Raw genomic sequence first — 22422 nt, forward strand, 5'->3', positions numbered from 1 at the left:
CGGCGGCGGCCTCAGCGGCGCGGGCCTCGCGGCGGGTGCGGTGCACCGGCGCGGAGGGAGAGGTGTCGTGACACTCCTGCGGATCGGGAATGCCAGTGGTCGACACGCGTGCGCTCTCCTCGGGTGGGCGGACTGGGGTGGTGCAGGGGGGCCTGCGGGGTGGTGCGGGGCGCCGGCAGGGCCCGGCGACTCGTCACTCTAGCCCGCCACCGCTCGGTAACGGAATGATCACGACGGAACTCGTCGCGCAGCGTCTCCTCCCGCTCCGGCCCCGGTGGGAGGATGGAACGACCAGGGAAGGAGCCGTCCATGACCGAATCCACTCCCTCCGGACCCGTGCTCGTCGGCGTCGTCGACGGGCAGCGTCCCGAGGTCGTCCGCACCGCCGCGCAGCTCGCCTCCGGGCTCGGCGCGCCGCTGCTGCTGCTCACCGTGGTCGCCGATCCGTACCTCGTCGGCGAGTACGTCGACCCGATGACCGGCGGCATCCCCGTCGGCCTCGTGCCGCGCTCCGGCGGCACCGGCGCCGGCCCCACCGAGCCGCCCGGACTCCGCGAGGAGATCGGCGCGGCCCTCGCCGGGACGGATGTCGACTGGACGCTGCGCACCGTCCAGGGCGAGCCGGCGCTGGTCCTCACCGACGTCGCCGAGGAGGTCGACGCGCGGATGATCGTGGTCGGCACCCGCGACGCCGGAGTGCTCGCGAGCATCGCCGAGTTCCTCAGCGGCAGCGTCGCGGTGCACCTCGCGCACCGCCAGCGCCGCCCCGTCCTCGTCGTGCCCCGCGCCGACGAGGGCACCCGCCGCCGCGTCCCGTGGGACACGGGGGAATGACTCCTCCCCGCGCCAGCCCGCCCGTCGCCGCGTCGCTCAGCACCCGGCCGCCGCACCTGCGGCCGGGCGCGATCCTCCTGGTCGCCGCGGGCGGCGCCGTCGGCACGGCCGCCCGCTACGGGACCGCGCTCGCCCTGCCGCCGCTCGGCGCCGTCCCGGTGGCGACGATCGCGGTGAACCTCCTCGGCGCCTTCCTGCTCGGCCTGCTGCTCGCCGGCCTCGCCCGTCGCGGGCCGGACACCGGCCGCCGGCTCACCCTCCGCCTCCTGCTCGGCACCGGCGTGCTCGGCGGCTTCACGACCTACAGCACCTTCTCGCTCGACACCGTCGCGCTCGTCGAGGGTGGACGCTGGGCCGACGTCCTCCTCTACACGGCCGTGACGCTCGTGCTCGGCACCCTCGCGGCCGCGCTCGGCGTCGTGCTCGCGAGCCGGCGGCGGAGCGGGGCGATCGCGTGACCGAGCCGCTCCTCCTCCTGGGCATCGCCCTCGCCGGTGGCGTCGGCGCCGCGGCCCGCCTCGTCCTCGACGGCGTCGCGCGCTCGCTGATCCCGGTGCGCTGGCCTGTCGGCACGCTCCTGATCAACGTCTCCGGCTCGCTGCTGCTCGGCGTCGTCACCGGGCTGGCCCTGACCGGCGCTCTGGACGACTCCTGGCGCCTCGTGCTCGGCACCGGCGTCCTGGGCGGCTTCACCACCTTCAGCACGGCGAGCGTCGAGGCCGCGCGGATGCTGCTCGAGCGGCGCTGGGCCGCCGGCCTCGGCTACGGCCTCGGGATGTGGGCGGCGGCGCTCGCCGCGGCGGCGGCCGGGCTCGCACTGACGCAGGCGATCCTCGCTCGGTGAGACGGGATGTCTCCTCGACCGCTCCGCGACCCACCTCGCCTGCCTCGCAGTGCCCCCCTTTGACGGGGTCCAGGGGCCTCTGAGCACGATCTCCGCCGATCCCGCCCCCGGCGCCGGGACAAGATATGCGGTGTGACGTTCGGGGGCGGTCTGCGGGAGCTGCGGCTCGCCGTCGTCGACGACCAGCCGCTCTACCGGCAGATGCTCGCGTCCCTGCTGCGCGCGGTGCCCGGAGTCCGGAGCGTCGTCGAGGCGTCCTCGGCCGCCGAGGCGCGCGAGCGGCTGCGGCCCGCCGAGCTCGACGTCGCCGTGATCGACATCGAGCTGGGCGACGGCGACGGGATCGAGCTCGGCCGCGAGCTGCGCGCGGGCGACCCCGAGCTCGCCGTCGTGCTGCTCTCGGCGGTCGACTCGATGCACCGCTTCCTCCGCCTCGGCCGCGACGAGGTGCGCGGCTGGAGCTACCTCTCGAAGAGCTCGTCGCTCTCGTCCCCCGCGCTGATGACCGCGATCCGGGCGACCCTCGACGGCCGGACCGTGCTCGACCCCGCCCTGGTCGCCGCGCGCACCGCCCGCCGGAGCTCGCCCGTCGACGCGCTCAGCCGTCGGCAGTACGAGGTGCTCGGCGCCCTCGCCTCGGGCCTCACCAACGCCGCGATCGCGGAGCGGCTCGGCATCGCGGTGCGCTCGGTCGACAACCACGTGAACGCCCTCTACGGAGCGCTGAGCCTGCGCTCCGACGGCTCGCGCAACCCCCGCGTGGAGGCGACCCTGCTGTTCCTGGAGCACACCCGGTGACCCTCCCCGACGACTCCCGGCCGCGCCGCGCGGACGACGCCGAGGACAACCGGATCCTGCGCGGGACCGTCGCGATCCTCGGCGGGGTGCTGGCCGTCCTCGCGGCGCTGCAGGCGGTCTTCGCGCTGGGCATGCTGTCGGAGACCGTCCGGGGGGTCGAGAGCGGGCCGGTCGTCGACGTCGTCGTGCGCGTGGTCGTCAACACCGCGTCGATCGGCCTCGCGGTCGTGCTCGTCGCTCTGCTGCGTCCCGAGCGCCGCGCGCGCACCGGGCGGCTGCTGGTCTCGGCGGGGATCGCGGCGGCCGTCGCCGTCGTCCGGGTCGCGCTGCAGCTCATCGTCGGGGTCTACCTGCCGACCGCGCTCGACGCCCTCGTGGTCGAGCTCGTGGTGGGCGCGGTGGTCGTCGGCCTGATCGTCTCGTTCGGGTTCCTGCTCGTCGATGCGACCCGACGGGTGCGCGAGAAGGAGCGGGAGCGCGCCCGCGTGCTGCTGCAGGCCGTCGACGCGGTGCAGGCGCTCCAGCAGGAGGAGCTGCGCGTGCGCCGCGAGGTCGCGCAGGGCCTGCACGGCCGGCTGCAGAACACGCTCGTGGTGCTGGCCGCGGAGCTGCGCGGGCTGGCCGCGACTCCTCCCTCCGCCGCGACCGCCGAGCGCCTGAGCGGGATCGCGAGGCGGCTCGACGAGCTGCGGGAGCAGGAGGTCCGCGCGGTCAGCGGGGCGCTCTACCCGGTCGACATCGAGCACGGGCTGGTCGCCGCCGCCCGCGATCTGCTCTCGCGCCTCCCGCCGGAGATCGCCGTCGACCTGGACGTCCACGACGACTACCCGGGTCTCGAGGAGCGCGGTGTCCCGATCGAGCAGCGGGTGCTTCTGGTGCGGCTGATCGAGGAGGCGCTGACCAACGCGCTCAAGCACGGCGGCGCACGGGCCGTGCGGCTGCAGCTCGACGTGGCGCGCGGGGAGCGGGAGCACGCCGTGGTGATCGGTCTCGACGACGACGGCGGCGGGCTCGCGGCCCCGCCGGTGCTCTCCGGGCTCGAGCGCCTCTCGCGCCAGTTCGCGGTCTACGGAGGCTCGATCGAGCTGGCCCCGTCGGCCGCCCTCGGCGGCGCGCGGCTCGCCTGCCGGCTGCCGCTGCGGCTGTCCTGAGCGGACGAGCCGTCCTGAGCGGACGAGCCGTCCTGGCACGACGAGGGGGAGGCGGTTGCGTCCGCCTCCCCCTCGCTCCGCGCCGTCTCTCCGGCGCTCAGCCCGCCGTCAGCTCTGCGGCGGCGTGTAGTACTGGAGGTCGTTGCCCTCGGAGTCCTTGAAGGGGAGGATGCGACCCCACTCGTGGTCGCTGATCTCGCCCTCGATCGACGCTCCGCGGGCCTTCAGCCGCTCCAGCTCGTCCTCGATGCTGCCGTCGGGCTGGAACGAGATGACCGCTCCGCCGCTCTCCGCGACCGAGGCCGACTCGCGGGCGTTCAGCCCGATCATCAGTCCGCCCGCGTCGAGCTCCGACCAGTCGCTCGAGGTGCTCTTCACGTCGAGGCCGAGGGTGTCGCGGTAGAACGCGACCGCCCGCTCCATGTCCTCGACCGGCACCCATACCGTCGCCACTCCTGCTGCCGCCATGATCCGGTCTCCTTCGATCGATGTTCCCGTCCGCTCACGGTAGGGCGGGGCCTGAGGCGCGGAGGGGCGTCCTCACCGTTCGTCCAGCCGGCGGCCCGGTGACTGACGGCCGGCGACGCGGAGATCCACAGCAACGCGGGCGGCCAAGGGGTTGCTTCCGCCGGATCGGGCGCGATCCGTCGCCGATCGGGCGTCGCGCATGTTCCGCCTTCTGCGAAGGGGCGCCCACGGACCCATGCTGGTCGAGTAGCCCCGAAGGGGCGTATCGAGACCCGCCTCCCCCCGAACGTCGGCCTCCTCCCCGCCCTGCGCCCGAACCTGACGCGCCCCCTCCGCTCGATACGCTGACGGCAGACCGCGGTCGATCGCGTCGGTGCCCGCCGCACCGCTCGCCCGCCGCTCGAAGGGACTCCCGTGACGACGCCCGCTCCGACTCCGCCCCGATCGACCGAGCCCGGCCCGGACCGCACCGGACGCCTGCGCGTGGTAGCCGCCACGCCGATCAGCGACGAGCTGATCGCGCGTGTGGTGGAGCTGGAGCCGCGGATCGACTTCGTCGCGGACCAGAGTCTGCTGCCGCCGATGCGGCACCCGGGCGATCACGGCGGCGACCCGGCCTTCGAGCGGACCGCGGAGCAGCAGGCGGCGTTCGAGGAGCTGGTCGACTCGGCCGAGGTGCTCTACGGGATCCCGGACGAGAAACCGACGGAGCTGGCTCGCACGGTCGTCGCGAACCCGGCGCTGCGCTGGGTGCAGACGATGCCCGCGGGCGGCGGCGCGCAGGTGAAGAAGGCCGGCCTGAGCGAGGAGCAGCTCTCACGGGTCGCGTTCTCCACCTCCGCGGGCGTGCACTCCGACCCGCTGGCCGAGTTCTCCCTCTTCGGCCTGCTGGCCGGCGCGAAGACGCTGCCGAAGCTGCAGGCACTGCAGGGCGCCCGCGAGTGGGGGTCGCGCTGGACGATGGGGCTGCTCTCGGAGCAGACGATCCTGATCGTCGGGCTGGGCACCATCGGCCGGGCGACCGCGCAGAAGCTGTCGGTCCTCGGCGCCCGGGTGATCGGCACCAGCCGGCACGCCGACTCCGTCGAGCACGTCGACGAGATCGTGCAGCCGTCGGCGATCGCCGAGGTCGCCGGGCGGATCGACGGCGTGGTCGTCACCCTTCCCGGCACGGAGCAGACCGAGAAGCTCGTCGGCGCGGACTTCTTCGCCGCGCTGCGCCCGGGAGCGACGCTCGTCAGCGTCGGCCGCGGCACCGTGATCGACGAGGACGCGCTGGTCGCCGCGCTCGAGGACGGCCGGGTCGGCTTCGCCGCCCTCGACGTCGTCGCGGAGGAGCCGCTCACCCAGGGCAGCCCCCTCTGGAGCCACCCCAACGTGCTGCTCAGCCCGCACACCGCCGCGCTCAACGCGGCTGAGGACCGCCTGATCGCCGAGCTCTTCGCCCGCAACGCCACCCGCTACCTCGACGGCGAGGAGCTGATCAACCGGGTCGACACCGTCGAGTTCTACTGACGCGAGGGCTCGCGCGACCCCGAGAGACCCCTCCACAGCCGCCGATCCGGCGCGAATGCCCGCTCAGAGGCCGGATCTGCGCTCGCGCGCGCCTCCGACGGCCTACCGTTGCACTATGGCGTCCACCGATACACCCGAACCCGCCCCCCAGGCCGACGGCGCGACCGCGCCCGTCGCCGACAGCACCGCCCCGGCCGCGCCGGCAGCCGAGACCGGCCCCTCGATGGTCTTCTCGGACCTGGGTCTCAGCGACCCCGTCCTCAAGGCCCTCAAGGAGGTCGGCTACGAGACGCCCTCGGCGATCCAGGCCGCGACGATCCCCTCCCTCCTGTCCGGCCGCGACGTCCTCGGCGTCGCGCAGACCGGCACCGGCAAGACCGCGGCGTTCGCGCTGCCGATCCTCTCCCGCCTCGACGTCTCGCAGAAGACCCCGCAGGCGCTCGTCCTCGCGCCGACCCGCGAGCTCGCGCTCCAGGTCTGCGAGGCGTTCGAGCGCTACGCGTCCGGCCTGCGCGGCGTGCACGTGCTCCCCGTCTACGGCGGTCAGGGCTACGGCACCCAGCTCTCCGCGCTGCGCCGCGGCGTCCACGTCGTCGTCGGCACCCCCGGCCGCATCATGGACCACCTCGAGAAGGGCACTCTCGACCTCACGCACCTGAAGTACCTGGTGCTCGACGAGGCCGACGAGATGCTCAAGATGGGCTTCGCCGAGGACGTCGAGACGATCCTCGCCGACACCCCGGTCGAGAAGCAGATCGCGCTGTTCTCGGCGACCATGCCGTCGCAGATCCGCCGCATCTCGCAGAAGTACCTGAAGGACCCGGAGGAGATCACGGTCAAGGCCAAGACCACGACCTCCGCCAACACCACCCAGCGCTACCTGATGGTGTCGTACCCGCAGAAGGTCGATGCGCTGACCCGCATCCTCGAGGTCGAGAACTTCGAGGGCATGATCGTCTTCGTCCGCACCAAGAGCGAGACCGAGACGCTCGCCGAGAAGCTGCGAGCCCGCGGCTACACGGCCGCCGCGATCAGCGGCGACGTCGCGCAGGCCCAGCGCGAGCGCACCGTCGAGCAGCTGAAGTCGGGCAAGCTCGACATCCTCGTCGCGACCGACGTCGCGGCCCGCGGTCTCGACGTCGACCGGATCAGCCACGTCGTCAACTACGACATCCCGATCGACACCGAGTCCTACGTGCACCGCATCGGCCGCACCGGCCGGGCCGGCCGCAGCGGTGCCGCGATCAGCTTCGTGACCCCGCGCGAGCGCCGCCTCCTCTCCGCCATCGAGAAGGCGACCCGCCAGCCGCTGACCGAGATGCGCCTCCCGAGCGTCGAGGACGTCAACGTCACGCGCCTCTCCCGCTTCGACGACGCCATCACCACGGCGCTGGCCGACCGCGAGCGGCTCGACCGGTTCCGCGACATCATCGGCCACTACGTCGAGCACCACGACGTGGTCGAGTCCGACGTCGCTGCCGCGCTGGCGATCGTCGCCCAGGGCGACGAGCCGCTGCTGCTCTCGCCGGACGACCCGCGCTTCCGCCGCGAGGACAGCCGCGGCGACCGCCCCGAGCGCTCCGACCGGTCCTCGTACGACAACGACCGCGAGCGTCCCGAGCGTCGTCAGCGCTCGTCGAACAGCAACCTCGCGTCGTACCGGATCGAGGTGGGCCGCCGTCAGCGCGTCGAGCCCCGCCAGATCGTCGGCGCGCTCGCGAACGAGGGCGGGCTCAACCGCGGCGACTTCGGGCACATCGACATCCGCCCGGACTTCTCGATCGTGGAGCTGCCGGCCGACCTGCCCCAGGACGTGCTGGACCGCCTCGCCGGCACCCGCATCAGCGGCCAGCTGATCGAGCTCAAGCCCGACCGCCGCCCCAGCCGCGCCGGCGCCGACCGCGGCGCTCGCCCCTCGGGCCCGTCCCGCTCCACCGACCGCCCGGAGCGCAAGCCCCGCTACTGAGCCCTGCCCCTCCTCCGCGAGATGCCACTTGTGCACGCCTTCCACGGCGTGTCGCGTACACAAGTGGCATCTCGCGGAGGTGGTTAACGCGCGTCAGAGGATGTCGGCGTCGGCCAGGGCCTCGGGGCGCAGGAGTGCGCGCGCGCCCAGGATCTCGACGCCGATGAGGTGCCCGGCGGCGTCGAAGTCGAGGATGATCTCGCCGAACCCGTGCGGGTCGGCGATGTCGCACACCTGCTCGACGGACTCCCCGGCCTCGGGCTCACGCCCGACGGGCAGGTACGCGGCGTTCGCTTGCGGGTCGTATCGGATCCTCATGACACCCACCGTGCTGACTCCTCCCGCGAGATGCCACTTGGGTACGCGTTTCGCGGCGTGTCGTGTACGCAAGTGGCATCTCGCGGAGGGGGAGGGGGGGGTCAGCGGCGGAGGACTCGGCGGGCCAGGACGTTGCCGAGCAGCTGGACGAGCTGGACGATCACGATGATGACGAGAACGGCCGCCCAGGTGACGACGGGCTCGAACTGGCGGTAGCCGTACTGGATCGCGAAGGTGCCCAGGCCGCCGGCGCCGATGTAGCCGGCGACGGCCGACATGTCGATGATCGCGACGAAGACGAAGGTGTAGCCGAGGATCAGCGGTCCGAGAGCCTCGGGCAGCAGGACCGTGCGGACGATCCGGAAGCGGCTCGCGCCGACCGAGCGTGCGGCCTCGATCACGCCGGGCTGCACGGTCAGCAGGTTCTGCTCGACGATGCGGCCGATGCCGAAGGCCGCGGCGAGCGAGAGGGTGAAGACGATCGCGTCGGTGCCGATGCCGGAGCCGACCACCAGGCGCGCGAGCGGCTGGGCTGCGGCGATGAAGATGATGAACGGGATCGGCCGGAAGACGTTGACGATCACGTTGAGCAGGCCGAAGACGAAGCGGTTGGCGTAGAGCGCGCCGCCGCGGGTGACGGCGAGGCCCAGCCCGATCAGGAGCCCGCCGATCCCGCCGAAGAGCAGGCTGAGGGCCACGATGTAGAGGGTCTCGCCGGTCGCCTCGGCGAGCTGGGGCAGCAGGGGGATGAGCTCGTTCATCGGGGCACCTCCGTGAGGGCGACGCGGGCGCCGAGGCGGGCCAGCAGGGGGTCGATCACGGCGTCGGACGCGTCGAGGGCGACGGTGAGGTGGCCGAAGGCGCGGCCGCGGACGTCGGTGATGCCGCCGTAGACGAGCTCCAGCGGGACGCCGGCCTGCGCGATCTCGGCGAAGACCTCGCCCTGCGAGGCGGAGCCGTCGGAGAAGGACAGCGTGACGAGGCGGCCGGGGTGGCGCGCGCGCAGCACCGCCGCCTCCTCCCGCGAGGGCACCGTGCGCACGACCGTGGAGACGAACCGGCGGGTGACCGCCTCCCGCGGGGCCGAGAAGACGTCGAAGACGGGGCCGCGCTCGACGATGCGGCCCGCCTCCATCACCGCGACCTTCGTCGCGAGCTGCTGGACGACGTCCATCTCGTGCGTGATGACGACGATGGTGACGCCGAGCTCCTCGTTGATCCGGCGCAGGAGCGCGAGCACCTCGCCGGTGGTGTCCGGGTCGAGGGCGCTGGTGGCCTCGTCGGCGAGGAGGATGCGGGGCGAGGCGGCGAGGGCGCGGGCGATGCCGACCCGCTGCTTCTGGCCGCCGGAGAGCTGCTCCGGGTGGCTGCGGGCCTTGTCGGAGAGGCCGACGAAGCGGAGCATCTCGTCGACGCGGGCGCGCAGCTCGGCGCGCGGCGTGCCGGCGACCTGCAGCGGATAGGCGACGTTCTGCTCGACGGTCTTGGAGCCGAAGAGGTTGAACTGCTGGAAGATCATGCCGATCCCGAGGCGCAGCCGGCGCAGCTCCCGCTCGGGCAGGCCGACGATCTCGCGGCCGTCGATCTCGATGCTGCCGCCGGTGGCGGGCTCGAGGGCGTTGATCAGGCGCGCGAGCGTGCTCTTGCCGGCTCCGGAGTAGCCGATCACGCCGTAGACGTCGCCGGCCTCGATGTCGAGGCTGACGCCGTCCACGGCGGTCAGGGCGGACGCGCCGCGTGCGAGCGGCGGGTAGACCTTGCTCACGTCGGCGAGGCGGATGAGCGGCACGGCGCTTCCTTCACTGCTGGGGTCGGGCACTGCCGGGGTCGGGCACTGCCCGGGTCGGGCACTGCCCGGGTCGGGCACTTCCGGGTCGGGCACTGCTGTGCCGCGGGGTCGCGGCGGGAGAGGGGCGGGTCAGCCCTGGGCGGCGGCGTCGGCCTCGACGGTGGCGAGGGTCGACTGCAGCTCGGCGGCGGGGGTCGTCGCGAAGACGGCGGTGCCGCCCGACTGCTCGGAGACGCCGTCGAGCACGTCCTGCGAGGTCTGGTAGACGTCGACGAGCTTCAGGTAGGTCTCGTTCTCCGCGTCGTCCGCGCGGGCGGCGAACACGTTGACGTAGGGCACGGCGGTCGGGTCGCTCGGGTCGTCCTGCGCGAGGGCGTCGGTGGCCTCGAGGCCCGCGCCCGCGAGGTAGTCGTTGTTGACGACGGCGGCGGCGACGTCCGGGAGCGAGGTCGGCACGAGCGCCGCGTCGAGCGCGGTGACGGTGACCTTCGAGGCGTCGGTGTCGATGTCGTCGAGGCCGGAGAAGGCGGTGCCGCCGTCCGTCAGCTCGATCAGGCCGGCCGACTGGAGGACGAGGAGGGCGCGGGCCTGGTTGGTCACGTCGTTGGGGACGGCGACGCTCTCGCCCTCGGGGATGTCCTCGACGCTGTCGTACTGGGTCGAGTAGAGGCCGAGCGGGTAGATCGCGGTCGCGCCGATCGGCACGAGGTCGGCGTCGGCCGAGGTGTTGTACTGCGCCAGGTAGACGAGGTGCTGGAACTGGTTGAGGTCGATCTCGCCCTCGGTCAGCGCGGGGTTCAGCTGGTTGTAGTCGGTGAAGTCGACGATCTCGACGTCGATGCCGGCGTCCTCGGCGGCCTGCTCGTAGGTCGCCCAGTAGGGGTCGCCCGCGCCGACCACGCCGATGCGGACGGTGTCGTCGCTCGCGCCGGCGGCGGACGAGCAGCCGGCGAGGAGGAGGGCGGAGGCGGCGATCGCGGTGGTCGCGAGGAGAGTGCGGCGCAGGGACATGCGGTGGATCCTTCCGTGGAGAGGATCCGGGCGGCGTCCACGGGCGGTGCTGGTCACCGCCGGCGCTGCGACCGGTCTCCGGTCGCTCGACGCCGCGACTGCGCGGATCCCGGAGACCACCGTACGCAGGGCGCCACCGGGCACGCGAAACACGCCCGTAACACGGCGACTTCCGCGGGGGAGGGAGAGCGGGGGAGGAGGGTCAGCCCGCGAGGGCCTGGTCGCCCGACTCCGCCGCGAGGGCCTCGTGCTTCGCGAGACGCGCGGCGATCGCGTCGCGCTCGGCCCGGAGCGAGGCGATGGTCGGCTGGTCCAGGCGCGGGTCGGCCAGGTCCGCGAACGGGCTCGAGGTGCCGGTGCGGGCCGAGACGAGCGCCGAGTAGGCCTTCGTCGCGGCGCGGAGCTCGGACGCGGCACGCGCGACCTTGCTCGGCTTCGACGACTTGTCGCCGACGAGGCCGGCGTGCTTGTCGAGGGCTGCTACCAGGGCGCGATGCGCCGCGTCAATCTTCTTGCTCATCCAGGAAGTATGGCGCAGGATCGCCTCACGAGGCGAAGCCCCCGGGACGCCCCCGCCGACCCCCTCCGCGAGATGCCACTTGTGCGCGGATTCCACGGCGTGTCGTGCTCACAAGTGGCATCTCGCGGAGCGCGACCGGGGGACCCGGCGCGCGTGTCACGGGATCGGGGTCAGGGTCCAGGCGCCGTCGGTGCGGATCGCGACCACGCCGGGGAGGGTGGCGTCGACGACGCGGGCGAAGGCCGTGGTGTCGCCGAAGGTCTGGCGGGTCCCGGCGGTGCCGAGGACGCGGCCGGAGAGCGAGTCCTCGCTGCTCGCGGGGCCGTAGGCGACGTCGAGGCTGTCGACGTCGTCGGAGAACGCGAGTACCGCGGATCCGCTGCCCGACTGCTCGCCGGAGACCTCGGGCAGGTCGTTCCAGCTCTGCAGCGTGAGCGTCCAGTGGCCGGCGGTCCGCACGAGGAGCGACTGGTCGACGGGGTCGGTCGCGACGGTCTCGAGGAGCCACGACGACTGCGTCCCCGCCGCGGCCTCGCCGACCGGAGTGCTGCGCCCGGGCGCCGACACGGTGACGGTCCCGGAGCAGGCCGAGCAGTCGAGCGCGACGACCACCGCGAAGTCGCCCTGCCGCTGATAGGAGACGTCGACGGTCCCCGCCGCGGAGACGCTCGCCGAGGTGCCGTCCGCCACACCACCGGCACCGACCGCCGCCGGCCCGGACTCCGCCTCGACGCAGCCGCCGAGCAGCAGCGCGACGACCGCGACGGCCGCCGCAGAACTCCGTCGTCGGCGCATCGCCCCAGCCTGGCACTCCGTGCCCGACGGAGACGCTGCGCTCTCTCGGAACCGTTTGACACTCGGCTCGCAGTCCAGCGAGGGAAGGATGAGGAGGATCACTCGATTTCCCAGCAGCCTGCTGGGAAATCCCCTCCGCGGTGACGGGCGCGGTGCCTTCCGGCGTCAGACCGGGCCGGTGCCGCGCTGGACGGGGGTGGACTCGGAGCGGTTGGCGGCGCTCGTCGAGACGGCGGCGAGGACGCGCTGGACCTCGAGGGCGTCGGCGAAGGTCGGGGTGGCGGGGGTGCCAGCGGCGATCGCCTCGACGAGGTCGACGACCTGGTGGCTGAAGAGGTGCTCGTAGCCGATGCCGTGGCCGGCTGGCCACCAGGCCGACATGTACGGGTGCGAGGGCTCGGTGACCTGGACGGTGCGGAAGCCCTGGGCGTCCTCGGGGTCGCGGGCGTCGTAGTACTCGAGCTCGTTCAGCCGCTCGAAGTCGAAGGCGATCGAGCCGGTCTCGCCGTTGATCTCGATGCGGTTGGCGTTCTTCCGGCCGGTGGCGACGCGGGTCGCCTCGAAGACGCCGAGGGCGCCGCCCTCGAAGGAGGCGGTGAAGGCGGCGGCGTCGTCGACCGTGACCGGGCCGCGCTCGGCGCCCTCCTCCGCGCGGCCGCCGAGGCCCGACTGCGTCGCGAGCACGGGGCGCTCGGTGGTGAAGGTGCGCAGGACCGCCGAGACGGACGAGATCGGGGTGCCGGTCAGCCACTGCGCGCTGTCGATGATGTGCGCGCCGATGTCGCCGAGCGCACCGGAGCCGGCCTTCGCGGCGTCGAGGCGCCAGGTCAGCGGGGCCTCGGAGTCGCTGAGCCAGTCCTGAAGGTACTGGGCGCGGACGTGGCGGATCGCGCCGAGCCGGCCCTCGTCGACGAAGCGCTTGGCCAGGGCCAGCGCGGGGGTGCGGCGGTAGCTGAAGCCGCACATCGCGACGCGGCCCGAGGCGGCGGCCGCGGCGACCATCCGCTCGGCTTCCTCGACGGAGTTGGCCAGCGGCTTCTCGCAGAGGACGTGCTTGCCGGCCTCGAGGGCGGCGATCGCGATCTCGGCGTGGGTGTCGCCGGGGGTGCAGATGTCGACGAGGTCGATGTCGTCGCGCGCGATCACCGCGCGCCAGTCGGTCGAGGACTCGCTCCAGCCCAGGGTCGCGGCGCGCTCGGCGGTCCGCTGCGGGTCGGTGCCCACCAGCACGGCCAGCTCGGGGCGCAGCGGCAGCGGGAAGAAGCGGGGGGCGGTGCGCCAGGCGTGCGAGTGGGTGCGGCCCATGAAGGCGGTCCCCACCATCGCGACGCGCAGTGCTCGGTCGTTCGACATCGTCGTCCTTTCGTCGGCGGGTCGACCCTCCCATGCCCGCGCTCGGCTCCGCCAGCTCTTTCTGCCGAGCGGGAGGGCGGCGACGGAGGGCTCGGGAGGCGGCAGGTCACGATCCGGTTGCGGCCCGGACGCTATTCATAGGGTCGGAGAGCGCTCTATGACGAGACTCCGTGTCCAGACGCGCCGTGCACTGCGCCGTCAGATGTCGCCTAAACCCGCGGATCCCAGGGCTGGCGCGGGTGACGGAAGCGTTTCGATGCGCTGGGCGACCGCCGGGATCTCCTTCGAAACGGCTCAGAACTTTTGGTTGACCCGCGACTTAAGTCGCTGTAGCTTCGTCCGCATGGTCAACGCAGACCCCGGCGACACCGCCGCCCAGCCTCTTTCCCGCACCCAGGACACCGCGTCAGAACTGCTTCTGCAGATGCGCGGGATCGTCAAAGTCTTCCCCGGAGCACGAGCCCTCGACGGCGTCGACCTCGACGTCCGCCCGGGCGAGGTGCACTGCCTCCTCGGCCAGAACGGCGCCGGCAAGTCCACGCTGATCAAGACGCTCGCCGGGGCCCACCAGCCCACCGAGGGCGAGATCCTCGTGGACGGGAAGGTCGTCACGATCCCCTCGCCGACGGCCGCGCTCGCGCTCGGCATCGCCACGATGTACCAGGAGCTGGACGTCGTCGACGGCCTCTCCGTCGCCGAGAACATCTACCTCGGCCACGAGCTCTCCCGCGGCGGCTTCACCGCCCGCTCGAAGGCCGCGCGGATCACCCGCGAGCTGATGCAGCGCCTCGGCCACCCCGAGATCGCCCCGCACCGCGAGGTCGGCAGCCTCTCCGCCGCCGGCAAGCAGATCGTGCAGATGGCGCGGGCCCTCTCCCACGACGCGCGGGTCATCATCATGGACGAGCCCTCCGCGGTGCTCGACTCCGAGGAGGTGGAGAACCTCTTCCACGTGGTCCGCCAGCTCACCGCCGACGGCGTCGCCATCGTCTACATCTCGCACCGCCTCGAGGAGATCCGCGCCATCGGCGATCGGATCACCGTCATCAAGGACGGCGCGACGGTCGCGAAGAACCTCGCCGTCGCCGACACCCCGACCTCGAAGCTGATCACGCTGATGACCGGCCGCGCCGTGGAGTACGTCTTCCCGGACCGCACCGAGCTCCCCGCCGAGGCCGAGACGCTGCTGAAGGTGGAGAACCTGGGGCTGCGCGGCTCGTTCGCCGACGTCTCGCTCGAGATCCGCGCCGGAGAGGTCGTCGGCCTCGCGGGGCTCGTCGGCTCCGGACGCTCCGAGATCCTGGAGACCATCTACGGGGCGCGCCGCGCCAGCACCGGCACCGTCAGCGTCGCGGGCAAGCGGCTGCGGGCCGGCTCGGTCACCTCCGCGGTCGACGCCGGCATCGGCCTCTGCCCGGAGGAGCGCAAGAGCCAGGGCCTGCTCCTGGACGAGCCGGTCTACCGCAACATCACCCTCTCGACCTTCGACCGCTTCGCCAAGCGCGGCTTCCTCGACGAGCGCTCCGAGCGCGCGGCGGCGGCCGAGCAGGCGGTGGCGCTCGACCTCCGCCCGCACGGCGTCGACCGCGACGCCCGCACGCTCTCCGGCGGCAACCAGCAGAAGGCGCTCCTCGCCCGCTGGCTGGTGCGCGGCTGCCGCGTGCTGCTGCTCGACGAGCCGACCCGCGGGGTCGACGTCGGAGCGCGGGCCGAGATCTACACCCTGATCCGGGACCTCGCGACCAACGGCGCCGCCGTGCTCGTGGTCTCCAGCGAGATCGGCGAGGTCCTCGGGCTCTCGGACCGAGTGCTCGTGATCTCCGACGGCGCCGTGGTCCACGAGGGCCCCGCCGATTCGATCGACGAGCACCGCGTGCTCGATCTCGTCATGGAAGGAAGTGCAGCGTGAGCGGACAGCTCGACACCGCGTCACCGTCGATCTGCGGTCCGCAGGAGGACGCCGGACGTCACGCCTCGGCCGCGACCGGAGGGCCGAGCGGCGGGACCCCGTCGAAGGACGCCCGCTCCGGGCTCGCCGGGATGATGGGCGGCTCCCTCGGCCGCAACATCGGCCTGGTGCTCGCGCTGGTCATCCTCTGCATCGTCGGGTTCGCCACCGCGGGGGAGCGCTTCGCCAGCGTCGACAACGTGCTGACGATCCTCCGCCTGGCCGCCGTGATCGGCGTGCTCAGCATCGGCATGACCTTCGTCATCACCTCGGGCGGCATCGACCTCTCGGTCGGCTCGGTGATGGGGCTCGCGACGGTCTGGGCGAGCACGGTCTCGACGCAGTACTACGCGGCGAACACCTCGTGGCTGGTCATCGTGCTGACCGCGGTGCTCGTCGGCCTTGTCTGCGGGCTGATCAACGGGGCGCTGATCGCCTACGGCCGCGTGGTCGCCTTCATGGCGACGCTGGCGATGCTCGTCGCGGCCCGCGGCTTCGCGGAGCTGATCTCGAACCGGCAGACGCAGATCGTCACCGTCGACCCGTTCCTCGACTTCTTCCGCGCCGACGTGCTCGGCATCCCGGTCCTCGTGCTGATCTTCGCGCTCGTCGCGGTGGCCGGCTGGATCCTGCTCAACCGCACCACCTTCGGCCGCCGCACCGTCGCTGTCGGCGGCAACCCGGAGGCGGCCCGCCTCGCCGGCATCAAGGTCCGCCGGCACACCATGTACGTCTACGGCCTCGCCGGCCTGACCGCGGGCATCGCCGCGGTGATGATGCTCGCCCGCACCACCGCCGGCTCCTCGACCAACGGCACGCTCTACGAGCTCGACGCCATCGCGGCGGTCGTGGTCGGCGGCACGCTGCTCGCCGGCGGCCGCGGCACGATCGTCGGCACCGTGTTCGGCGTCCTGATCTTCACGACCCTCACCAACGTCTTCACGCAGAACAACATGTCGACCTCGGCTCAGGCCGTGGCGAAGGGCGCGATCATCGTCGCCGCCGTCCTGCTGCAGCAGCGCTTCGCCGCCCGCGGCAAGTCCTGACCCGAGGGGCCGCCGCCCCACCTCTTCCCGGGGCGCTCGCCCCGATTCCCAGCACCAGCAGCACCCACCTCGACCACTCCGGTCACCCTCCGCAGGCACCGCTGTGCCCTGCGGCCCCTCATGGATCCATCGAAGGAGATCACTTCCATGTCCGTTCGCCACCCCTCCGGCTCCCGCCTGGACCGCACCACCCGACTGGGCCGCACCGCCCGCCTGGGCACCGCCGGCTTCGCCTTCGGCGCCGTCGCGCTGATGCTCACCGGCTGCATCTCCAACGCCCCCGTCGAGACCGGGAACGCCTCCGGCGGCGGCACCGCCGCCGCGGTCGCCGCCTCGGACAACGACGCCTCCGGCGACACCGTCGTGATCGGCTTCACCGCTCCCGCCGCCGACCACGGCTGGATGGGCGCCGTCAGCCGCGCGGCCATCGCCGAGGCCGAGAAGTACGACGACGTGGAGCTGCGCACCGCGGAGGGCACCAACGACGTCAACCTGCAGATCAGCCAGGTCGAGACCTTCATCAACGACGGCGTCGACGCGATCGTGCTGCTGCCGATCGACGGCGCGGCGCTGACCGAGGTCGCGACCGAGGCGATGGAGGCGGGCATCACCGTCATCAACGTCGACCGCGAGTTCTCCAGCCCGTTCGCCGCCCGTTCGACGGTGCTCGGCGACAACTACGGCATGGGCGTCAGCGCCGGCACCTACCTCTGCGAGCAGCTCGGTGACAACCCGGACGCGGTCGTGGCCGAGATCGCCGGCATCGACTCGCTGCCGCTGACCCAGGACCGCAGCCAGGGCTTCGCCGACGCGCTCTCGGGCTGCGGGCTCGACGTGGACAACCGCGTCGCCGCCGACTTCACCGTCCAGGGCGGCGAGCAGGCCGCGGCCAACCTCCTCCAGGCGGCGCCGCAGATCGACGCGATCTGGAACCACGACGACGACCAGGGCGTCGGCGTCCTCGCCGCGATCGACACCGCGGGCCGCGACGAGTTCATCCTCGTCGGCGGCGCCGGCTCGGCGAACGTGATGCGCTCGATCGAGGCCGACGACTCCGTGGTCAAGGCCACGGTCGTCTACCCCTCGACCCAGGCCGCGGACGGCATCAAGCTCGCCCGCCTGATCGAGCAGAACAAGTCGATGAGCGACACCACCTCGCTCGGCGTCCCGCGCCAGATCCAGCTCTTCGCGCCGGTCGTCACCAAGGACAACGTCGCCGAGTACCTGCCCTCGGCCTTCGAGTCCTGATCGGCTGATCCGGCCGGATCACTGATCCGACCGGCCCACTGACCCGCCGGCGCGGGGGAGACCTCGCGCCGGCCCGGACCAGCCGGAACCGCGCCCCTATTAAAAGGAGCGACCGGCGCCGCGACAGCATCCCGCGAGAGGAGGCGACGACGAAGACATCGGCCCACGGGCCGACCAGAGGAGACCGGATCCGCACGTCGTGCGGACAGAGACGGATCCGGCCTCTGCGATGAACACCTCGTTGAAGGAATCACATCACGCATGAATGGTAAGCGATCCACGAAGAGAAGCATCAGGTCTCTCTTCGCCCTCGGCATCGCCGGGATGGTGACGGTCTCCGGACTCACCGCCCTCGGCCTGCCCGCCTCGGCCCACGACGGAGTGGACCACGGCTCGGAGCCGGGCGCGGAGTCCGCGCTCGACTGGAGCAACTACGAGAAGGTGCTGCTGACGAAGAACGTCGGCGAACCGATCGACCTCGCCGTCCTCCCGGACAAGTCGGTCCTCCACACGGCACGGAACGGCGAGATCCGCCACACCGATCCGAAGACCGGCACCACGCGCGTCGTGGCCACGATCCCCGTCTACCAGAACTCGGAGGACGGACTCCAGGGCGTCGGCGTCGACCCCGACTTCGCCGAGAACCAGTGGGTCTACCTGGTCTACGCGCCCCAGAGCGGCACGCCGACCGGTGCGGCCCCGAACATGCTCCCCGCGGGTGAGGACGAGAGCTACTGGGACCAGTGGAAGGGCGTCAACCGCCTCTCCCGGTTCAAGTGGACCGGCTCCGGACTCGACCTGGCGAGCGAGCAGAAGATCATCGAGGTCGAGGCGCAGCGCGGGCAGTGCTGCCACGTGGGCGCCGACTTCGACTGGGACGCCGACGGCAACCTGTACCTCTCGACCGGCGACAACACGCCGGCGAGCGCTCCGGGGGCCGCGGGCTTCGCGCCGAACAACGACGCGCCCGGCATGAACCCCGGCTTCGACTCGCGTCGCGGTGCGGGCAATACGAACGACCTGCGCGGCAAGATCCTCCGGATCGCGGTCCAGGAGGACGGCTCGTACACGATCCCCGAGGGCAACCTCTTCCCGGTGGGCACCGAGAAGACCCGCCCCGAGATCTTCGTGATGGGCGTGCGCAATCCGTTCAAGATCGACGTCGACGCGGAGACGAACACCCTCTCCTGGGGCGACTACGGGCCCGACGCGACGAAGGCCGCCGCGGCCGACGGCGTGCGCGGCCCGATGGGTCTCGTCGAGTGGAACGCGACCGGTCTCGACCAGCCGCAGAACTCGGGCTGGCCCTACGTGCACGGCCCGAACCTGCCGTACAACGAGTGGAACTTCGAGACGGCGACGCCCCGCGGCTTCTTCGACCCGCAGAACCTGAAGAACAACTCGCGCTGGAACACCGGCCTCGTGGACATCCCGGCGGCCACGCCGGCGACCGTCTACTACGGCGACAACCCGGGCGACCAGCCGTTCGACGAGCTCGTGAACTTCGGGACGAGCACCGGCCAGGGCCCGATGGGCGGACCGGTGTACCACTTCGACGAGGAGAACACCTCGACGTCGAAGTTCCCGGCCTACTGGAACGAGAAGACCTTCTTCGGCGAGTTCTCGCAGGACTACATCGCGGCGTTCACGCTCGATGACGACCGCGCGGTCACGCACATCGAGGACTTCCTGCCCAACACGGCGCTGAGCTCGCGCAACCAGCCGATCCACGACAACCCCATGGACATGGAGTTCGGCCCCGACGGGTCGATGTACGTGCTCGAGTACGGCGACGGCTTCTTCCGCGCCAACCCCGACGCCGGCCTGTACCGGATCGACTACGCCGAGGGCAACAAGGCCCCCCAGGCGCGCTTCACCGCGACGCCGCTGTCCGCCTCCGAGACGCCACTCGAGGTGACGTTCGACGCCAAGGGATCCTCCGACCCCGAGGGCGACGCGCTCACCTACGACTGGGACTTCGACGGCAACGGCACCTTCGACGCCACGGGCGTCACCGCGAAGAACACCTACACCGAGCTCGGCCAGTTCACGGCCCGCCTGCGCGTCACCGACGCCAAGGGCAAGTTCAGCCTCACCTCCCGGGTGATCTCGGTGGGCAACCAGGCGCCGCAGATCGAGATCACGACGCCCGGCAACGGCTCGTTCTTCGAGTGGGGCGACGCGATCCCCTACCGGGTCACCGGCCGCGACGCGGAGGACGGCGACCAGATCGTCGGCAGCCGCGTGGGCTGGACCTACGGTCTCGGCCACGACGAGCACGCCCACCCCGAGGTCACCGGCACCGGTGCCACGGGAGCGTTCCCGACGTCGAAGGACTCGCCCGAGCACGGCCCCGGCGCGCTGCTCTACGGCACCGTCGTCGTGACCTACACGGACGCCGGCTACAACGGACTGCCCCCGGCCGCGGCCGAGGCGACGCTGCGGCTGAACCCGAAGACGCAGGAGGCGGAGCACGCCGCCCGCGAGGGCGTCCTGCCCTACGCGGACACCGCCGCCAGCGGCGGCAACGCGGTCAGCGGACTCGGTGCGGGATCCTTCCTGCGCTGGGACCCGGTGAACCTCGCGAACCTGACCGGCGTCGTGGTCCGCGCCACCGGTGAGGGCACGGTCGACCTCCGCTGGAACGCCGCCGACGCGGCGCCCTTCGGAACGGCGACCATCCCCGCCGGCGCCGGCTGGCAGGACGTCCTCGTGCCGTTCTCCGGCCAGCCCACCGGCACCGGCTCGCTCTACGTGACCTCGCCCTCCGGCCTGTCGCTCGACTCCCTCACCTTCCAGGGTGCGGGTGCCGGCGACAAGACGGCGCCGACCGTCAGCGCGACCCTCGACCCCGCAGCGCCCACCGGCGTCGGCGGCGTCTACAACCGCGCGGTGAACCTCACCCTGGCGGCGACCGACAACGGCGCGCTCGCCAGCGTGCAGTACTCGGTCGACAACGGGACGACGTGGACCACGGTCCGCGCCGCGAACGGCGCCTACTCGGTGCCCTTCACCACCAACGGCGCCCGCACGGTCCAGTACCGCGCCACCGACACCGGCGGCAACGTCTCCGCGGTCGGCACGGTCTCGTTCACGATCGACCTCGCCGCGGGGAACGCGCCGACCGTCGACTCGACCACGACCGTGGCGCTCGCCGCCCCGCGCGTGACCTTCGGCGCTCCCGGATCGGCGACGGTCACCGTCTCCGGCCAGGGCGGCACCCCCGGCGGCGAGGTCGTCCTCTACGAGGGCGACAGCGAGATCGGCCGCAGCGCCCTCGAGGGCGGGAAGGCGACCATCGCCCTGCCGCAGACCCTCGGGGCGGGAACGCACACCTTCCGCGCGGCCTACGGAGCGGACGGCACCTTCAAGGCGTCGGCCGGCACCGCCCGCCTGATCGTGTCGAAGGCCGACTCCGTGCTCACCGCGACCGTCTCGCCGAACCCGGTCAAGCCGGGTGCCAGCGCGCAGGTCTCGGTCGAGTCGAAGACGTCCACCGGCGTCGCCGGGACCGGCCAGGTCACCGTGATGGTGAAGAGGAACCTCTCCACCGTCGCGATGCTCACCGGCACCCTCGACGAGAACGGGAAGGTCGTCGTGACCCTGCCGAAGCTCGCGGCGGGCAGCTACAAGCTGACCGTCACCCACACCGCCACGGCGAACACCAACGCCGCGTCCAGCCTGCTGAACCTCACCGTCCAGCAGTAGCCGCGGCGGGACCGGCCGGCTCGCGCCCCGAGCCCGGGCCGGCCGGTCCCCCCCCTGATCCACCTGCATGTTCCGTTTCGAAGGAGAGACAATGCACCACCACCACGGATCCATCACGGCGAAGCCGATGAGCCGACGCGCGCTGATGACGGCCCTCGCCGCCTCCACGGTCGCCGTCGGAGTCGGGGCCGGCGCGCTGGCGCCCGGCGCCCTCGCCGCTCCCGCCCCCTCGTCCGGCGCCAACCGGCTCGTCCCGATCAACCGGATCGGGATCCAGCTCTACAGCGTCCGCGACAAGGTCTCGTCGATCGGCTTCCGGGCCGTCTTCGAGGAGCTGGGCCGCATCGGCTACAGCGAGATCGAGTTCGCCGGCTACACCCAGGGCAACGTCGGCGCGATCACCCCCCAGGAGATCCGCCAGCTGCTCGACGACAACGGCCTGCGGGCCGTCGGCTCGCACGTCGGCACCAACCTGCTCCGCTCGGAGCTGGGGAAGCAGATCGAGATCGCGCAGATCCTCGGCACCCCGCACCTCGGCACCGGCAACGCGCCGACCAACGTCAACACCGTCGCGGGCTACCGCGCCGCTGCCGACGAGTGGAACGCCTGGGGCCAGCAGGTCTCGGCCGCCGGCATGAAGCTCTACCAGCACAACCACGCGGGCGAGTTCGCCTTCGGCTCGGACGACCCGAAGACGCGCCTCTACGACGTGTTCTACGACAACACCGACCCGAAGCACGTCTACCTCGAGATGGACGTCTACTGGGCCTACGTGGGCAAGAAGCTCTACCCGGGCTTCGAGCCGCTCGACTACATCAAGCGCAACCCGCGCCGCTACCCGATCCTGCACCTCAAGGACGGCAAGACGAACAACGCCAACACCAACGGCTACGACATCATCGAGTTCGGCGCGGGCAACCTGCCGTACCAGGCGTTCCTGTCGGAGCTGCGCGACCGCGGCCAGCGCTACGGAGTCTGGGAGCAGGACACCGCGCCCACCCAGGCCGTCGCGCCCAACCCGGTGAACTCGCTCGGCAACGCCGCGCGCAGCTACGACGCCATCGAGGCTCTCCGTGGCTGAGTCCTCGCGCCGCGCCGGCGCCTCCCTTC

At 72.3% G+C, this 22422-nt stretch carries 20 protein-coding genes; 12 read left to right on the plus strand and 8 right to left on the minus strand.

Annotated elements, in window-relative coordinates; all coding sequences use genetic code 11:
• The first annotated feature begins 309 nt into the window (after nucleotides 1-309).
• The 5 genes from C1I64_RS18295 (at nucleotide 310) to C1I64_RS18315 (ending at nucleotide 3627) form a co-directional block, all read left to right on the plus strand.
• Nucleotides 310-834, plus strand: coding sequence for a universal stress protein (locus tag C1I64_RS18295; RefSeq protein WP_159423666.1), 525 nt, complete (start codon nucleotides 310-312; stop codon nucleotides 832-834).
• Nucleotides 831-1292, plus strand: a complete 462-nt coding sequence (locus C1I64_RS18300; protein ID WP_127888205.1) for a fluoride efflux transporter FluC — start codon at nucleotides 831-833, stop codon at nucleotides 1290-1292. Before C1I64_RS18295 ends, C1I64_RS18300 begins: the two co-directional genes overlap by 4 nt.
• Nucleotides 1289-1678, plus strand: coding sequence for a fluoride efflux transporter FluC (locus C1I64_RS18305; RefSeq protein ID WP_127888206.1), 390 nt, complete (start codon nucleotides 1289-1291; stop codon nucleotides 1676-1678). The genes C1I64_RS18300 and C1I64_RS18305 overlap by 4 nt, the downstream gene beginning before the upstream one ends.
• 132 nt (nucleotides 1679-1810) lie before the next feature.
• The gene (locus tag C1I64_RS18310) at nucleotides 1811-2476 is read left to right on the plus strand and encodes a response regulator transcription factor (RefSeq protein WP_243585979.1); all 666 of its coding nucleotides are present in this window, start codon (nucleotides 1811-1813) and stop codon (nucleotides 2474-2476) included.
• A complete protein-coding gene (locus tag C1I64_RS18315; protein ID WP_127888207.1) occupies nucleotides 2473-3627 on the plus strand; it encodes a sensor histidine kinase in 1155 nt (384 codons plus the stop codon). Before C1I64_RS18310 ends, C1I64_RS18315 begins: the two co-directional genes overlap by 4 nt.
• Nucleotides 3628-3735: 108 nt before the next feature.
• Here the strand turns inward: C1I64_RS18315 and C1I64_RS18320 are convergent, their stop codons facing one another.
• The gene (locus tag C1I64_RS18320) at nucleotides 3736-4095 is read right to left on the minus strand and encodes a VOC family protein (protein ID WP_123705714.1); all 360 of its coding nucleotides are present in this window, start codon (nucleotides 4093-4095) and stop codon (nucleotides 3736-3738) included.
• Between the two features lie 414 nt (nucleotides 4096-4509).
• Here C1I64_RS18320 and C1I64_RS18325 point away from each other — a divergent pair, with 414 nt between their 5' ends.
• Both C1I64_RS18325 and C1I64_RS18330 read left to right on the plus strand, forming a co-directional pair.
• Nucleotides 4510-5610, plus strand: a complete 1101-nt coding sequence (locus C1I64_RS18325; RefSeq protein WP_208645163.1) for a D-2-hydroxyacid dehydrogenase — start codon at nucleotides 4510-4512, stop codon at nucleotides 5608-5610.
• A gap of 223 nt (nucleotides 5611-5833) precedes the next feature.
• The gene (locus tag C1I64_RS18330; RefSeq protein ID WP_127888635.1) at nucleotides 5834-7576 is read left to right on the plus strand and encodes a DEAD/DEAH box helicase; all 1743 of its coding nucleotides are present in this window, start codon (nucleotides 5834-5836) and stop codon (nucleotides 7574-7576) included.
• A gap of 93 nt (nucleotides 7577-7669) precedes the next feature.
• On the opposite strand, the gene C1I64_RS18335 is transcribed toward C1I64_RS18330, so the two are convergent.
• The 7 genes from C1I64_RS18335 to C1I64_RS18365 all read right to left on the minus strand — a co-directional run bounded on the left by C1I64_RS18335 (nucleotide 7670) and on the right by C1I64_RS18365 (nucleotide 13362).
• Nucleotides 7670-7894: a DUF2283 domain-containing protein gene (locus C1I64_RS18335; protein ID WP_127888208.1), complete on the minus strand. Its 225-nt coding sequence runs from the start codon at nucleotides 7892-7894 to the stop codon at nucleotides 7670-7672.
• A 101-nt stretch (nucleotides 7895-7995) separates the two neighbouring features.
• A complete protein-coding gene (locus C1I64_RS18340) occupies nucleotides 7996-8655 on the minus strand; it encodes a methionine ABC transporter permease (RefSeq protein WP_123731784.1) in 660 nt (219 codons plus the stop codon).
• On the minus strand, nucleotides 8652-9683 hold the full coding sequence (locus C1I64_RS18345; protein ID WP_123731785.1) for a methionine ABC transporter ATP-binding protein: 1032 nt from the start codon (nucleotides 9681-9683) through the stop codon (nucleotides 8652-8654). The genes C1I64_RS18340 and C1I64_RS18345 overlap by 4 nt, the downstream gene beginning before the upstream one ends.
• A 129-nt stretch (nucleotides 9684-9812) precedes the next feature.
• Nucleotides 9813-10694 (minus strand): MetQ/NlpA family ABC transporter substrate-binding protein, encoded by an 882-nt coding sequence (locus C1I64_RS18350; RefSeq protein WP_123444612.1) that lies wholly within the window; start codon nucleotides 10692-10694, stop codon nucleotides 9813-9815.
• Nucleotides 10695-10896: 202 nt separating this feature from the next.
• Complete coding sequence (locus C1I64_RS18355) at nucleotides 10897-11214, minus strand: hypothetical protein (protein WP_123444613.1); 318 nt, start codon at nucleotides 11212-11214, stop codon at nucleotides 10897-10899.
• Nucleotides 11215-11370: 156 nt separating this feature from the next.
• The gene (locus C1I64_RS18360; RefSeq protein ID WP_127888209.1) at nucleotides 11371-12009 is read right to left on the minus strand and encodes a hypothetical protein; all 639 of its coding nucleotides are present in this window, start codon (nucleotides 12007-12009) and stop codon (nucleotides 11371-11373) included.
• Nucleotides 12010-12174: 165 nt separating this feature from the next.
• Entirely contained in the window at nucleotides 12175-13362 is a 1188-nt protein-coding gene (locus tag C1I64_RS18365; protein WP_127888210.1) for a Gfo/Idh/MocA family protein, read from the minus strand.
• A gap of 424 nt (nucleotides 13363-13786) precedes the next feature.
• Here C1I64_RS18365 and C1I64_RS18370 point away from each other — a divergent pair, with 424 nt between their 5' ends.
• From C1I64_RS18370 to C1I64_RS18390, 5 genes are all read left to right on the plus strand, one after another.
• Nucleotides 13787-15271: a sugar ABC transporter ATP-binding protein gene (locus C1I64_RS18370; protein WP_127888636.1), complete on the plus strand. Its 1485-nt coding sequence runs from the start codon at nucleotides 13787-13789 to the stop codon at nucleotides 15269-15271.
• 131 nt (nucleotides 15272-15402) lie between these two features.
• Complete coding sequence (locus tag C1I64_RS18375; RefSeq protein ID WP_123445318.1) at nucleotides 15403-16356, plus strand: ABC transporter permease; 954 nt, start codon at nucleotides 15403-15405, stop codon at nucleotides 16354-16356.
• Between the two features lie 147 nt (nucleotides 16357-16503).
• Nucleotides 16504-17604: a substrate-binding domain-containing protein gene (locus C1I64_RS18380; RefSeq protein WP_127888211.1), complete on the plus strand. Its 1101-nt coding sequence runs from the start codon at nucleotides 16504-16506 to the stop codon at nucleotides 17602-17604.
• A gap of 261 nt (nucleotides 17605-17865) precedes the next feature.
• Nucleotides 17866-21312 (plus strand): PQQ-dependent sugar dehydrogenase, encoded by a 3447-nt coding sequence (locus C1I64_RS18385; RefSeq protein WP_127888212.1) that lies wholly within the window; start codon nucleotides 17866-17868, stop codon nucleotides 21310-21312.
• Nucleotides 21313-21403: 91 nt separating this feature from the next.
• Nucleotides 21404-22393: a sugar phosphate isomerase/epimerase family protein gene (locus C1I64_RS18390; RefSeq protein WP_244209527.1), complete on the plus strand. Its 990-nt coding sequence runs from the start codon at nucleotides 21404-21406 to the stop codon at nucleotides 22391-22393.
• The last annotated feature ends 29 nt before the right edge of the window (nucleotides 22394-22422 follow it).

Origin of the sequence: Rathayibacter festucae DSM 15932, assembly GCF_004011135.1 — a bacterium.
GTDB classification, from domain to species: Bacteria; Actinomycetota; Actinomycetes; order Actinomycetales; family Microbacteriaceae; genus Rathayibacter; species Rathayibacter festucae.

Excerpts from the sequence above, each read along its gene's own strand:
- C1I64_RS18295 (WP_159423666.1), top strand. The coding sequence starts at position 310 with ATGACCGAATCCACTCCCTCCGGACCCGTGCTCGTCGGCGTCGTCGAC.
- C1I64_RS18300 (WP_127888205.1), top strand. The coding sequence starts at position 831 with ATGACTCCTCCCCGCGCCAGCCCGCCCGTCGCCGCGTCGCTCAGCACC.
- C1I64_RS18320 (WP_123705714.1), bottom strand. The coding sequence starts at position 4,095 with ATGGCGGCAGCAGGAGTGGCGACGGTATGGGTGCCGGTCGAGGACATG.
- C1I64_RS18330 (WP_127888635.1), top strand. The coding sequence starts at position 5,834 with ATGGTCTTCTCGGACCTGGGTCTCAGCGACCCCGTCCTCAAGGCCCTC.
- C1I64_RS18335 (WP_127888208.1), bottom strand. The coding sequence starts at position 7,894 with ATGAGGATCCGATACGACCCGCAAGCGAACGCCGCGTACCTGCCCGTC.
- C1I64_RS18340 (WP_123731784.1), bottom strand. The coding sequence starts at position 8,655 with ATGAACGAGCTCATCCCCCTGCTGCCCCAGCTCGCCGAGGCGACCGGC.
- C1I64_RS18350 (WP_123444612.1), bottom strand. The coding sequence starts at position 10,694 with ATGTCCCTGCGCCGCACTCTCCTCGCGACCACCGCGATCGCCGCCTCC.
- C1I64_RS18355 (WP_123444613.1), bottom strand. The coding sequence starts at position 11,214 with ATGAGCAAGAAGATTGACGCGGCGCATCGCGCCCTGGTAGCAGCCCTC.
- C1I64_RS18360 (WP_127888209.1), bottom strand. The coding sequence starts at position 12,009 with ATGCGCCGACGACGGAGTTCTGCGGCGGCCGTCGCGGTCGTCGCGCTG.
- C1I64_RS18365 (WP_127888210.1), bottom strand. The coding sequence starts at position 13,362 with ATGTCGAACGACCGAGCACTGCGCGTCGCGATGGTGGGGACCGCCTTC.
- C1I64_RS18370 (WP_127888636.1), top strand. The coding sequence starts at position 13,787 with ATGCGCGGGATCGTCAAAGTCTTCCCCGGAGCACGAGCCCTCGACGGC.
- C1I64_RS18375 (WP_123445318.1), top strand. The coding sequence starts at position 15,403 with ATGATGGGCGGCTCCCTCGGCCGCAACATCGGCCTGGTGCTCGCGCTG.
- C1I64_RS18380 (WP_127888211.1), top strand. The coding sequence starts at position 16,504 with ATGTCCGTTCGCCACCCCTCCGGCTCCCGCCTGGACCGCACCACCCGA.
- C1I64_RS18385 (WP_127888212.1), top strand. The coding sequence starts at position 17,866 with ATGAATGGTAAGCGATCCACGAAGAGAAGCATCAGGTCTCTCTTCGCC.
- C1I64_RS18390 (WP_244209527.1), top strand. The coding sequence starts at position 21,404 with ATGCACCACCACCACGGATCCATCACGGCGAAGCCGATGAGCCGACGC.